Here is a 13,542-nt window from a genome sequence, read left to right as displayed (position 1 = left end):
AAAAATGCAGTTTATTGTCAACTCAGACCCTAGTCTTCAGACGCCTGCGCATGGTCAATTTCTTCGCAGGACTTCAGTAGAGGATTACTTTGTAGATGCATGGGCTGGCGAAAATATTTCCAAACAGGAAACCCATGGAGACCTTGAAATTACCATATCTGAAAATGGGGTTTTTGGTTTAATAGAGCTTCCATATAAAGAAGGGGAAGTTGAAGAGATTACCAGTGGATTGTACAGACAGGTTTTCTCCTATTTAGAAAATCACCCTAATCATTACCTTTTGAGGGTTTGGCATTATGTGCCGAATATTTTAAAGCCAGTTTCAAATTCTCCGGATGCCAATATTTATCAGCAGTTTAACAGGGGGAGACATAGTGCTTTTGTTGAGTACTATAGCCAACAGTTACATAGTATTGCTGTTCCTGTAGCAAGTGCAGTAGGTTATACTTCTGATAAGATAAGGTTGGAATTTCTGGCCGTTGAAAACCAACCAGTTTTTCTGGAAAATAAAGATCAGGTAGCTGCCAGACATTATTCAAAAAAGTATGGCGAGTGCCCACCTCTTTTCAGTAGGGGGGCGATTTATAAAAACTTAAACCAGACCGTTTTAATTTCCGCTGGCACCGCCAGTGTGGTAGGGGAAAATTCTCTGCATACAAATCTTTACGACCAGGTAAACCAAACGATTCATAACCTCAGGGTTCTGGGCAGTCAGTTTAATTTGAAAAAATATGGCGTTCAGTATGGTTTTGCATTAGAGGATATCGTGCTTTTGAGGACTTATTACAAGAATGAAGAGGATGCAGCTTTCTTACGCCAATACCTTAAAAAAGTAGTGTCCCCAAGTTGTAAACTCTCTTTTATGAAAGCCGATGTATGCAGGGATGAGCTATTGGTTGAAATGGAAGCGGTTTTTGTTAAAAAAGGGGAGTTTGAGGAAATTGGTAAACCTAAGTATTTCCTGGAAGACGGAAAGATAAGAACAGAGTCTTTTGAACTTCATATTGCCGAACATTGCAATCTACGCTGTCGTGACTGTTGTAACATTTCTCCATTTAACCCTCAGAAATTTATGCGTGTTTCGGAAGTGGATGAGATTTGTAAGTTTATAAAAAATAACCTGCGCCCTGATGTATTTAAGATAGCAGGAGGGGAGCCTACCTTGCATCCCGAATTAGATGAAATTATCAGGGTTGTTAAATCGCATGGTGTTACGGAGCAGGTTAGGGTAGTTTCGAATGGTTTGTTGATACATAAGATGAGCGAAGCCTTTTGGCAGCAAATAGACCAGTTAACCATTTCTAATTATGTAAGTGCTCCAGTCAAGCCCAAAACACTGGAATTGATAAAAAACAAAGCAAGACAATATGGTATTGTGGTAAATATTAAAAAGGTAGACCAGTTCAATGAAATTTTTATTGATGAACCTTTTACTGATAAAAGTCAGGTTCAGGTAATATATGATGATTGCTGGATGCGTCACCGCTGTCATATTATCAGAAACGGTTATTTTTATAAGTGTACCCGGGCAGCTTACATGGACGAATATCTGGGTATGCTAAAAAAAGATCAGAAACTTAGTTCTGGCACTTACTCCCAACTTGATGGGATACCAATCGATACTCCTAATTTTAAGGAAAAAGTGCTGGCTTTTTTAAACGATAACAAACCCCTGAATTCTTGTAGGTATTGTTTGGGTGTGTCTGGTGGCTTAAGAGAAAATGTACAGCTCAGTAAAAAAGAAGTCAGTAGTCAATTTGCTTGAATTCTGTATATTGCAATCTGATATTTTTTATTAAAGTGTTTCAAATGAATGATTTTTCAAATAAAACTTTTGGGGGGTATCAAAAAGTGCCCTCTGCGCCCACTAACCCACAGGAAAGAGCCGAGCCTTCTACTTTCGATATAAAAGATTTGTATTCCAGTGAAGAAGTATCTGATGCCTCAAAAGAACAAATGGGGCTGGATGAGAAACTCCGACAGGCTTATTTCTGGATTACTAACACAGCTATTATAAGTCCTTTTTATGATATAGAATATGAAGATGGGGATTCCAGAAGGTTCACTTTTGGCGATAGAAAAGTGGAAGTGACTTTGCCGAAAGGGCAGAGTTATTCAAGTTTTGTTCTGATACCGCTTTTAACCTTAGCTGTTAGGGGTAAATGTCTAATTGTTGGAGGGCCAGGGCGGGGCAAGACTGCTACTTCGCTATTAATGGGCTTATTGGCCGGGTACTCTAAAATAGATGTTATGAGGGCTATTCAGCATGGTCAGCCTCAGATGACTATATCTGACTTGCTAGGTCACCCTTTGCCTGCTGATATGGTAAAAGCAGAAAAAACATCCGATATAAGAATAGCTTGGCGTAAATGGTTGGGGATGAAGGTGAAAATTATTGATGAATACAACCGTATTCCTACCCGTACACAATCTGCTTTGCTTACTGTTTTGTCTGACAATTATGCGGAGATATTTGACCAGATCTATGAATGTCCACAAGCAGCTTGGTACCTTACCGCCAATGATGATGCGGGTGGGGGAACCTATCAGGTGATTGAAGCACTAAAAGACAGAATAGATGTAGTTATTCGTGCTTTCCATTTCAATACCAGATTTATAGAGGACTTGCAGAGAAGAATAGAGCTTAACTTTAAGCCTGAGTCCATGATTCCAGATGAAATTGTTTTCACGGAAGAAGAAATGGATATCGTACATGAGCAAATTAGGGGAATAGCGATTTCTGCCCCTTTAAGAAAGAGGTTGGAGTTCTTTTGCAGGCAGTTTGAGTTTTTTGAGTCTTCTTCCGATAAGATCGAGTATATGACCAAAGATACTGCAAAGCTTTCCGGCTTGGACTTTAGAACTCTTTTCAGAAAGGAGACAGGCAAGGATCATGTAAAAGACCTGGGTTCTCAAACCCTGAATGGGGTTTCGGTAAGAAAGATTATGACCCTAATAATTTACTCCAAGGCATTGGCTTTTTTTAGAGGGAATAAGCAGGTAGAACTGGAAGATATCCGCCAGATTCTCCCTTTTATCCTTCATGATTCTTTGGTGCCTCATCTTGAATCGCCCTTTTTTGACCAAGCAGGAAATGAAAGTTACAGAGTCGATAGAATTGTTTGGTTGCGGAAGCTTTTTGACCTATCGTGCGATGAGTACATGAGTCAGGGCTTGGATGCGGACGACCCAATGGACGCCTTTGATGAACAGTTCAAGCAAGGTCTGGAAAATGTGTCAATGAAAGAAATTGATAAAAGATTGCTGGATATTGAAAAGCAGCTGTACAATTGGTCGCAGGAGAAGAAGCTTTATGGTTACCGGCATGATGATATTCTCAAATTAAAGTATTTTCACCAAAGGTATATGAACTATAAACGGTGGCTGCAATGGAAAAAGTAAGTTACTCCCCTTTAGTCGACCATTTAAGGGAAAATGCCACTGTTTACAATCAACTCTACCTGGAAAGTGAAATCAGGCATGGAACCATAGATGGAAGCTGCATTGCTCATTGGATGGTTGGGGTTGTTGAGCCTGCTGTGAAGGAACTGCTTGCAGTAGATGCAAATGCTCTGCCCCAAATAACAAAGGCTTTTTATACTGAGCTACTAAGGCTGCTAGGGAGCAAAGCTGGAGTTGTTTACGAAAAGGAGTATCGGGCAGCTTGGAGTTTGTGTGAAAAAAATCCAATGGTTTTTTTAGAATCTCCTTTAAGAGCCTTAAGGGCTATCAATACTGCGGTCGAGTCTATACTCTTTCATCAGCCGGAAAGCGCTTTGCGTTGGGTCTCTCAGATGGAAAAAGTGGTGCCACATTGTCAATCAATTGATGAATTTCTTTCTGTAGGTAGAATTTGCGCATGGTTTTGCGGTATGGCACATTTGAAAGGCAGGGCTAAGGAAGCTTATCAAAGTCTTAGAAAAGAGCTGAAGAAGGTACTACAAAAAGCCTGCAAAGGGGTTGCGGCCATAGGGAAAACCTCTAAACAGGAGTGGGCAAATGTGGACAACGGCAGCTTTATTGGTGAGGCTGGAGGCTTTGTTGGGTATGGTGGCTTTTTTTATACACCTCCTTTGGTAACGTTATATGCGAACGAAATAGTGGCAAGCGACAAGAGCAATAGTTACGCCTTTTTTGCAGATAATTTTGGAAAAATTTTTCTCTCTGGTGTTCCTGTTTTGTACGAGGACATTGTTGGGCAAACGGAGGCATTCAAAAACTTTTTATCACAGTATGGGAAGCAACATGCAAGATTTGAGGATGTTACTTCAAGTGTAGTCAAAAACAACACCTTGGTTTTTACCAGAAAAAGTTCCCACTATTTATACTTATACAAATTGTAAAAATGGAGGACTCACTGGAAAATATTCTGTTGAAATGGAAGGAAGACTGGCCTATCGCTAAGCTTAATTGGAGTCCCTATGTGAAGCTAAGGGAGCCGGTATGGTGTCTCAGTTCAGAAGAGGCATCTTATGAAGGTCTTACCGGAAGTTTCGCTATGATTAGGCTGAGCGATCACAGGATTGTTATCGATCTTGAGAAAATTCATAAAGAGGGAATTGTAGATTTTTCTGTGGAAGTATTGGCGCATGAGATTGGTCACCACATTTATTCTCCGGCCAACTTGTACGATAATGCCATACTCCTTTCTAGGATAAGGTGGGGACTGGCAGACATTGAAGACCGGGCACCTTTTGTGGCCAATTTGTATACCGACCTATTGATCAACGATACCCTTCAGCGGAAGAAAAACTTAAACATGGCTGAAGTTTACCGGAAGCTAAAAGTTGAAGAGCTTACTTCAAAAACATGGATGTTCTATATGCGAACCTACGAGTATCTGTGGAAACTGGAACGTGGAAGTTTGGTTTCCATAAACGGAGGTTTATCTGCCGCAATTGATGCCGATGCTTCACTTGCAGCTTCTCTCATACGGAGTTATTCCAAAAATTGGTTAGATGGTGCAGGACGGTTCGCAGCTTTAATGTACCCTTACCTTATGGAGGATAAAGAGTATGAGGATGCAAGAAAAGTTTTTGTGGTATATCTAGATTCAGAGCATGCCGGAGAAGGAGGGGGAGTAGTTGCAGGATTGGCAGAAATGGACTTAGATGGCATAGCAGGTGCTATTGACCCCAGAGAGGAAGCTGTATCTGTCCATGGCGAATCAAAAGCTGCCACATCAAAGGCTGCCGACTTAGGTTTGGATAAATTAAAAGACAGTGGCGAAGGACCGCAGCAACGTTATTTGGATCCCGGTAAGTATGTAGACTTGTTTAGGCAAGTAAACCCCAAAATTGATAAACAAGAACTGATTAACAACTATTATAAAGAAATAGCTTTACCTCACCTAATCTCTTTTCCCCTGGAATCCACAAACCCTAAATCATTTAACCTGCCCGAAGGTACTGAAAGCTGGGATGTGAGTGACCCTATGGACGAAATAGATTGGGTAGAAACCGCTATTGGTGCGCCTGAGATTTTTCCAGGATATAATACCGTTAAGAGGGTTTATGGTGAAGAAGATAATGATGCTGAAAATAAAAAACCTCTGGATGTTTATATCGGTATAGACTGTTCTGGCTCTATGGGAAATCCCAGCAAACGTTTTTCATGGCCAATCCTGGCGGCAACTGTTATCGGCCTATCTGCACTTCGGGCTGGTGCTAAAGTGATGGGTTGTTTATCGGGAGAACCAGGGAGCTTTATGGAAACAGAAGGGTTTAGGTCTTCGGAAAAGGAAGTTTTATCCGTTTTGACCTCTTACTTGGGAACAGGGTATGCGTATGGAGTACCTCGCTTAGAGTCTCCTTTTGGTAAACCTAGAAAAGAAAAATCGCATGTTATAGTTGTTACCGACGATGACATTTTTAGGATGTTAAAAAGTGAAGATAAAACCAACGGCAAGACGAACTGGACAATTATTGAACAAGCGCTTGAAAATGCAGGTGGTGTGGGTACTTTGGTTCTACACTCAAGCCGAAATTGGCATGAGGAAGAAGTCAAACGGTTAAAAGACATGGGCTGGCATGTTCACTACGTTACAAATGAACAGCAACTTCTGGATTTTGCGGCGGAATTTTCTCATAATCATTATCATGCTAGAACATAAACTATGATATATATTAGCGATTTAATACATCACCTTAAAAAATGCCCTGAAGTGTTTTTTTACAATCAGGAAACACATCCAGAAGAAGATTTACAGACCAGCGTTTTGTTATTGGATATCTTCAGAAGGGTTTATGGAGACTTCAGCGTTGATGATTCTGAGTTGCCTTCCGTTACTGCTGATTTGGAAGATGATGTAAACCACCTTACCTCCATGCAACTGGCATGTTGGTTTTTCTCGTTTGATTTTTTTAAGGGACAACCTCATTTAGTGCCAAAGATTCATCAGTTTCTTTTTGAAGATCTAAAGCAGGTCTGCGCATATGTTAAATCCAGAGAATGGGTAGAAGACGAAGACAGGGCAGAAGAGTTCATACGACTTGCATTGGCAAGGTGTGAAATTACTCCCTCTGGGGAATCAACGATAGAGGCAGCCGATAGGTTAGAAGCTTTAGATACGGTTAAAAGGCAAGCTGTATTAAAGGAGACCAATGAATCTATGGAAAGGATACGGGAGATTAGGAGACAAATGGCAGAGAAAAAAGCACGTGAATCAGCAAATGTTTACAGTCGTGAGTAAAAAACCAGTTATAGGGCTTACCGATAATGAGCGTTTCCCTCTTATAAAAGATCTGGCATTCTTGAACAAGCTCAGGCAAGATGAATATGCACCGGCCTTTAATTTTTTGAGCGGAGACAGGCTAAATACTAAGCATCTTGAGCAGGTAAAAAAATATGCTAAGAAAATAGTAGGAGAAAAGAAGTTTTGGGAAATAGGTACCCAACCTGAGTGGATTAACGATTACCTTTCATGGTGTATTAAAACAGTTCCTTACTATAAAAATAGAAGTGGCAGTCTCAAAGACCAGCCAACAATCAAGAGAAAAGAAGTCGCAACTTTTCCATGGGATTTTGTATCCACAGAAGCCAATATAGGTGATCTTCTGGTACACCAAACCTCAGGGTCAACAGATCCTGCAATGGATGTTTTATTTGATCCCGCTACTCAGGCATGTTGGATACCTCAGTTGGAGTCCATTTTGCACAATTACGGTATAAAACTCAACGGCAGCCCTGAGCAAGTAGCTATAGCATTGATTTGTTCCCAAAGAGAAACCCTTACATACGCTTCTTTGTCTACCTACTTGTCTGGTGCAGGGGTTTTAAAAATAAACCTTAATGCTGATGATTGGAGGGAGTCTTCCCATAGGCTGCGGTATCTTGAAAAGTATAATCCCCAAATTCTTACCGGAGACCCGTTTGCGTTTTATGATTTACTGAACTTAAAACCATCTATCACCCCTAAAGCCTTGGTTTCTTCTGCCATGAAGTTGACTAAAGGCATCAGAAAGCGGCTTGAAGATTACTTTAATTGTCCGGTAATAGATCTTTACTCGCTCACTGAATGTAGAATGATTGCCTATGCAGAAGGCAGTAGGTATAGGGCCATCAGGCCTGAACTGTATTTGGAGGTTTTTGATAAGGGCAAAGACATTTTGCTGCCTTACGGCGAAAGAGGAGAATTGGTAATAACGGGCGGGATAAATCCATTTCTCCCACTTATACGTTACCGGACAGGTGATTTCTGTAGTATGGAAGTCGAGAATGGAGTCCCGTACTTAGTAGATCTAGAAGCCCGCTCCCCAGTTCCTTTTTATACGAAAAGCGGCATATTAGTAAATAACGTTGAGATATCAAGGGGGATGACCTTCTTTCCCCTGGCAGGTTTTACCCTCCATCAAAACAAGCTTCACCACTTAACATTTACCGGTTGGAGCGATGAGGATATTGAAGCTGATATAGTAAAAGCTCTGACAGGAATTTTTAAAGAAGATGTCACCATGAGCGTATCAATTCAGCCTGTAAAGGCAATGAAGAAGAACAAAGTTGATGCCTACTCAAGCGAGTTCGAGTTGGGAGGGTAGGTGTAGTGTTAGGATGGAATTTTTAAGGTTAAAAAGCCTAAACCTGTGCCTCTCCACTATAAAGATTCTGCTTCTGACACTATTCGTCTGAATCAGGATTCCCAGAATGTTAGAATTTCCAGAATTAAAGGGGAGGAGCCTATAAGTACCTTTAGGGTATAAAAGCATTCTTCCTGACTGACTCTCTCCACTGAAAAAATTCTGTTCATTCTTTAATCCTGAGAATTCTGATTCTGACAATAAGCAATTCTGCTCATTCTTTAATTCCGAGCATTCTGCTTCAGACAATAAACAATTCTGTTCATTCCCTAATCCTGAGAATCCTGCTTCTGTGACTGCTCGCTGGATTGAAAGGAGATTTGTTACGGAACTTTCCACTTCTTTAATAGTTTCTCACACTCTTTCTTTGGGAGTCTTTTGTTTAACTTCATCAGTGAGGAAAGGGATAAATGAGCATGATTTTCTGAGATAAGTTTTTGCTCTACAAATTGGTCAACCACCCATAAAATGCCATGTACTTCAATTTCTTTTTCTATGAACTTCTTTAAGTTGTAATCACCGGTTAAAATCCCCGCACCAAGATGCTTGGCATAATAAATAACGGACTTATCTGCTTCTGCCAGTTTTTTGCTGATGTTTCGGGAAAGTGATTTTTCTAAGGCCGCGCCATGAGCTATAATTAGCAGTTCTTTTGCGTGATATTTTCTTACTTCCTCTTCCTGGTAAGAATGTAGTTCATTTAAAACCTCAGTGGTTGTATGAAGCTCGATCTTTAATTCAAAAAGGTAGTGTAAGCAGTCGATCCTGATTAAATCTATAAAAATATTAGCGTCTGTAACGGCTAACTTCATTATTCATTGCTGGTTGTCAGGCTAAACTTATTATATTTTTTCTAAAAAATCACGAAATTCCGCCAGTTTCATGTTGTTTAGCACAGCAGCTTTGGTCAGTGTCATCTTTTCTTCTGCAACAGCCCTCAACAGTAACTGCTCAAATCTTTTGCTTTTTTCTTCACCTTTAAACACATCAGGTTCATTTTTCTTGTAATGTGCATAATCCTTCCAGAATTTTTGATAGGTGTGGGAAGTAATTAAGCCTAAGTCCCGTGCTCTGACTACCATGCCCTGAACAGACATGCCCCATTTTTCTTTCAGAATGAGAAGCTCCTTGTAGTTAATGCCGGAGCGGTGGCTGCCAAACTCTCTCATAAAAGCTTTTTTAGGAAACAATACTGCCCCTGCAAATGCATGGCAAAGCTTCTCTTTGGTTTTGTGTTCGGTATTGGCAGGAATGTTTAATACCAAATGCGCAAGCTCGTGAAGTGCGGTAAATCGCTTTCTGTCGGGCTTCACATCCCTGTTGTAGGTGTTTAATACGACTAGTGGGGTATTCTCTTTTACAAACCCTGATAAGCCATCAAATTCATCCGGTGCGGCAGTTTCATAAACTTTGATGCAATTATCTTCCAGCATTTCAATTACGTTGGGAATTGGGTTCTCCCCAAAGTTCCACGCTATGCGCAATTGTTCAGCGGCCTCTTCCGCATCTTCTTTAGAGTTGATTGATGAAACTTTGACAGGGTTGACAAAATTACAAGTTACGCCAGACAAGGTCTCTAGTTCAAGATACCTTTCAAGGTAGTCTTTGGTTTTCTCCTTAACAGCATCTATTTGCTTCTCATGGGTTCGCTGATATTTTCTGAATTCTATGTTTTCCAGTTCTACAGATATTTCTCTGGTAAAATAATCAGGACGAACATTCAGTATATTGCATATCTCCAGAAAAAGCTCACCTGAAGGCTTCATTACATCTTTTTCATATTTAGATAAAGCTTGCTTGCTCACGCTGTTTTTTAGCTTATCTGACAGATTCTGAAGGGATAATCCATTCATTATTCGTGCTGACTTAAGACGTTGACCGTAGGTTTTCATTTTCTTACCGAAGATTGCTTCTTTTTATAACGAAAATGTGAATAGTTTGTTGACAAATTTACATATTAAATTTGTCTTGACAAGTTTTTGATAGTATATTTATGTCATTATTGGTTGAGATACACCCGTAAGTATTTCCGGTACTGGACGAACCAGGAACAATAATGCTTTTGCTAAAATGGGAAAAACTTCCGAAGGTAAAAAGAAAGTGTATGTGCCTGCACATACTAAAAAAGTGGGAGGTAAAACCGTAAAGGTTCCGACTCACTACAGGTCTACGCCAAACTAAAAGGCATGTCCAAATATTTTGAACATGCCTTGTTGTAAATGTCCGGGTGATCCGAAGGCGATCCGGTGATGTTATTCTGATTCGCACTCAAATATAACATAATTTTCAGAACTACGGATTCGGCGGAACTTCCGATGTTGAACAAAAAAGTTTTTTATGAAGATAGATTTACATAAAAATGAAGTTGCCGCTTGCTATAAAGATGTATGTGTTAGAACAGCAGGCCCAATAGCTGTGCTTGTTGGCTTTGCTCTTGCAGTATATCTTTTGGCTAAAGCATTTGGAAGGTAGCATAATCAGGGAGCTTTTGCTCCCTGATTATTATTATTTGTGATAATTAAAATATAAAACGGAAAACATTATGATGACACCATACTCAAGCAGAAGTGGAAAAAAATCCGGTGTAACGGCTTATTGTATAGGGGATGATTTTATTGTTCTCCGATTCCGGAATTTTAAAGAGTATACTTATACATATAAAAGTGCCGGAAGACACGCTGTAGAAAAAATGAAGAAAATGGCTTTAGAACAGAAGGGATTGTGCTCATATGTATCAATTAATAAGCCTCGTTATGAAAGGCCTTCTTATTTTGTTTAAATTCACCTAACCAAACCCTATGATAAAAAATTACAATTTTAAAAGCTTAATTAAATTCTTGAAATCTATTTACATAAGAAAAATAGTATAAATGGTACTATTGAAATTATTGGCCTTATCATTTTTACATGTTTTAAGTGCTATGTAGCGGTTAAATTAATCTTTGAATAATCAAAGTTAGTTAGTGGTTTTACACTATTTTCACCCTTGCCACAAATCCAGTTTTAATTTGTATGATAGGTCATAATTTTGCTTTAAAACATCATAGTATTTCTGAGAAGCTTCTTCAAACCCTTCTTCAATTTTAAGTCCTGTATCTATTACAGTGATATATTTCAAGATATATTCGCTATAATCTGATAAAATTTCTTCAATATTTATTTCAAAATTTGTGCATGGAAATTTATTTTGAACATTCTTTAAAAATGATTCAGGATTGCGTTTTAATTTATCAAGTGTGTTATAAAGACTATTGTCAAAATATGCTGCCCCATTTCTCATTTCGTTCAAAAAATTACCAGCGCTTTCATTCAAATCTTTTAAATGATAAGCAACAATGAGCATTCCCACCGGTGTTGGGAGGATGGTTCTTTTATTATTTTCTTTATCTTTTTTGAAAACCAGCCCTAATTCTCTTAACTCTTTTAATGCAAAGCGTTGATTGGTGAAGCATCTTGTGGCACCGGTTGCTGTAACAATTAAATCTTTGTATGTAAGACGGCTGGAAATAGATTCGGTATATTTGAAAAGAATGTTTCTTAACTGCTCCGCATCATCTTCACTTGACTGGCACAGATAAACCAAAAAACTTAACAGGTAGTCATGAGAGCGAAAAAATTCAACCTGATTCTGATTAAAGCTTTTAGATATTTCAGGAGATTCGATGGAAGAGTTCAGGCTTCTGTTTACCCGGTACTGCTTTTTCAGTTTCAGAATATGCATTTCAAGTTCATAGATGCTTTTGTTTATATCATAAGAACTCCTTGTGTTTCTTTCTGTAACTGAAACTGTTTCACTTTTTGACCTTTCAAAAAAATCTTCAAGTTGCAGCTTCAGGATATCAAGTTGTTTGTTCATTTTCTTTGTCTCTGTTTATCAACAGGCCAATATAACAGATTCTTTTCATATTCTTCAATATCGTTGATCGGAAGACGATTTAGGTTATTAAATCGGAGATAGCATATAGCTGTTTATAAATAGGCCAAAATCCTTCGCAAGTAAGAGCAAGGAGTTTGAATACCCTTATTTGATTATGTTCAAATTTTTTAGTTCTATAGCGGCCATTCTAAAGAGCTCCATAAAACCATCAGGGAAAACTAGGCTATCGCTTTCGTCATCTTTTTTGCTTCTAAAAAGTCTGCCATAGTAGAAATCTCGCTCCTCATACACTTGATACTCATAATATTTATTGTTGTATCTAAATATGCAAATGTTACTGGATATGTTGAATTGATGATGTTTCCAATCTATAATCATTATTAAGGAACCTATGATTTTGTCATTATCAACCTCCCAATGCATATTTTGCACTTTAGAGAAAGCCTTGTCTAGGCCAGCATAAGTCCCAAACATTGAAGTCAAAATTGTAAATATATTTACAAAATGTATTTGGTGCATATAAAATTTTCTGGAACCAAAGCTAACTTGTTCATAAGGGTTATAACTATAAGTGAAAGTGCTAAACTTGAGTAATGAGCGTAAATTTATTGCATTTTTTTTACTTAAAATCTTAAGTACATTATTTAAAACTTTTGTTGCAATAATATGTTCTTTATCAAAAACATAAACATCGTTAATCGTATCTGAATACTTGTATTTTCTTATTAACTCTTCTACTAAATTTTCAATAATTTTAGAATTATCAAAAACATAAACCTCTCTGGAAAAGAATTTATCAATGTACCCACTAAAATCAGTATCTTGTCCATATTTTGCTGAAAAAATGTTTCGTATGTTTTCTATGTCACAAACAAAAATTACCTGGTCAAAACCAAACTTATTTTCTTCTTCATCAATATCAAAGTGAGCTGCAAAGACATTCAGGAGCCTGAAGATATGCTCGGGGTCGATACGGTCGAGGTCATCTATAATTAAAGTTGCCTTTCCGTGCTTTTCTTTGACTTGTAAAATCAACTTGTATATTAACCCGGAGATATCATCAAATTCATAAGCTGAACCTGTAGTGTTTTCTGTTTTTCTTACTACTTCTTCTGCTTTTTTCTTTTCATTTTTTAACTCTTTAGGAGCTATCTGATCAACAAGTTTTGGGACGTTATCATATACCTCGCTAACCACTTTACCTATCTTAGGTACATATTTAAGAAATCCTGAAACGATGGTGTCATTAGATGGATTATTCAGTGTCAGATAAGTCCTTTCTGATAATGTATAATCAACCTTTTCAAAATCAATTTCACGTTTATCATCCAGAAGCTGGTATAACAAATCGTATTTTATCAGTTCAAAAATATCTTCATTTCTGCTTACAGAGTAGTTTACAGGGTAAAGGTGAAATGTAGAGCGTTCTTCTTTTTCGAAAAACTTTTTCAAAAAGTACGTTTTACCCGTCCCAAAGGGGCCGGAGAATATAATCCTTTTGTTATTTTCCAGATTCAGATGTGCCTGGAAACCTTCAATTAACCCTTCTATGGGTATTTCAAATTTGGTGTTCTTGTTCTCCTCCATGCT

General features: G+C 38.4%; 12 protein-coding genes. 8 read left to right on the top strand and 4 right to left on the bottom strand.

Annotated elements, in window-relative coordinates:
• Positions 1–4 precede the first annotated feature (4 nt).
• Genes RCC89_14610 through RCC89_14585 form a run of 6 tightly spaced genes read left to right on the top strand, consistent with a single transcriptional unit; the run spans position 5 to position 8,036 of the window.
• Positions 5–1,765: a radical SAM protein gene (locus RCC89_14610; GenBank protein WMJ74387.1), complete on the top strand. Its 1,761-nt coding sequence runs from the start codon at positions 5–7 to the stop codon at positions 1,763–1,765.
• 44 nt (positions 1,766–1,809) lie between these two features.
• Positions 1,810–3,402: an AAA family ATPase gene (locus RCC89_14605; GenBank protein ID WMJ74386.1), complete on the top strand. Its 1,593-nt coding sequence runs from the start codon at positions 1,810–1,812 to the stop codon at positions 3,400–3,402.
• Complete coding sequence (locus RCC89_14600) at positions 3,390–4,343, top strand: hypothetical protein (GenBank protein ID WMJ74385.1); 954 nt, start codon at positions 3,390–3,392, stop codon at positions 4,341–4,343. The genes RCC89_14605 and RCC89_14600 overlap by 13 nt, the downstream gene beginning before the upstream one ends.
• Before the next feature lie 2 nt (positions 4,344–4,345).
• Complete coding sequence (locus tag RCC89_14595) at positions 4,346–6,112, top strand: hypothetical protein (protein ID WMJ74384.1); 1,767 nt, start codon at positions 4,346–4,348, stop codon at positions 6,110–6,112.
• A 3-nt stretch (positions 6,113–6,115) separates the two neighbouring features.
• Positions 6,116–6,691, top strand: coding sequence for a hypothetical protein (locus tag RCC89_14590; GenBank protein WMJ74383.1), 576 nt, complete (start codon positions 6,116–6,118; stop codon positions 6,689–6,691).
• Complete coding sequence (locus RCC89_14585) at positions 6,672–8,036, top strand: AMP-binding protein (GenBank protein WMJ74382.1); 1,365 nt, start codon at positions 6,672–6,674, stop codon at positions 8,034–8,036. The genes RCC89_14590 and RCC89_14585 overlap by 20 nt, the downstream gene beginning before the upstream one ends.
• Before the next feature lie 362 nt (positions 8,037–8,398).
• On the opposite strand, the gene RCC89_14580 is transcribed toward RCC89_14585, so the two are convergent.
• Together RCC89_14580 and RCC89_14575 are read right to left on the bottom strand one after the other, a co-directional pair.
• Positions 8,399–8,887: a hypothetical protein gene (locus RCC89_14580; protein WMJ74381.1), complete on the bottom strand. Its 489-nt coding sequence runs from the start codon at positions 8,885–8,887 to the stop codon at positions 8,399–8,401.
• 30 nt (positions 8,888–8,917) lie between these two features.
• Positions 8,918–9,967: an XRE family transcriptional regulator gene (locus RCC89_14575; protein ID WMJ74380.1), complete on the bottom strand. Its 1,050-nt coding sequence runs from the start codon at positions 9,965–9,967 to the stop codon at positions 8,918–8,920.
• Positions 9,968–10,412: 445 nt separating this feature from the next.
• Between RCC89_14575 and RCC89_14570 the strand changes: the two genes are divergently transcribed.
• Entirely contained in the window at positions 10,413–10,547 is a 135-nt protein-coding gene (locus RCC89_14570; protein ID WMJ74379.1) for a hypothetical protein, read from the top strand.
• 70 nt (positions 10,548–10,617) lie between these two features.
• Positions 10,618–10,854, top strand: coding sequence for a hypothetical protein (locus RCC89_14565; GenBank protein ID WMJ74378.1), 237 nt, complete (start codon positions 10,618–10,620; stop codon positions 10,852–10,854).
• A gap of 201 nt (positions 10,855–11,055) precedes the next feature.
• Here RCC89_14565 and RCC89_14560 read toward each other — a convergent pair whose 3' ends face one another.
• The gene (locus tag RCC89_14560; protein ID WMJ74377.1) at positions 11,056–11,931 is read right to left on the bottom strand and encodes a hypothetical protein; all 876 of its coding nucleotides are present in this window, start codon (positions 11,929–11,931) and stop codon (positions 11,056–11,058) included.
• A gap of 165 nt (positions 11,932–12,096) precedes the next feature.
• Positions 12,097–13,539, bottom strand: coding sequence for a P-loop NTPase fold protein (locus tag RCC89_14555; GenBank protein WMJ74376.1), 1,443 nt, complete (start codon positions 13,537–13,539; stop codon positions 12,097–12,099).
• Between the last annotated feature and the right edge of the window lie 3 nt (positions 13,540–13,542).

The organism is Cytophagaceae bacterium ABcell3 (assembly GCA_030913385.1).
GTDB lineage: Bacteria > Bacteroidota > Bacteroidia > Cytophagales > Cytophagaceae > ABcell3.
Note: the sequence above shows the minus strand (reverse complement) of the source record. Positions and strands in the feature narration are given on the sequence as shown.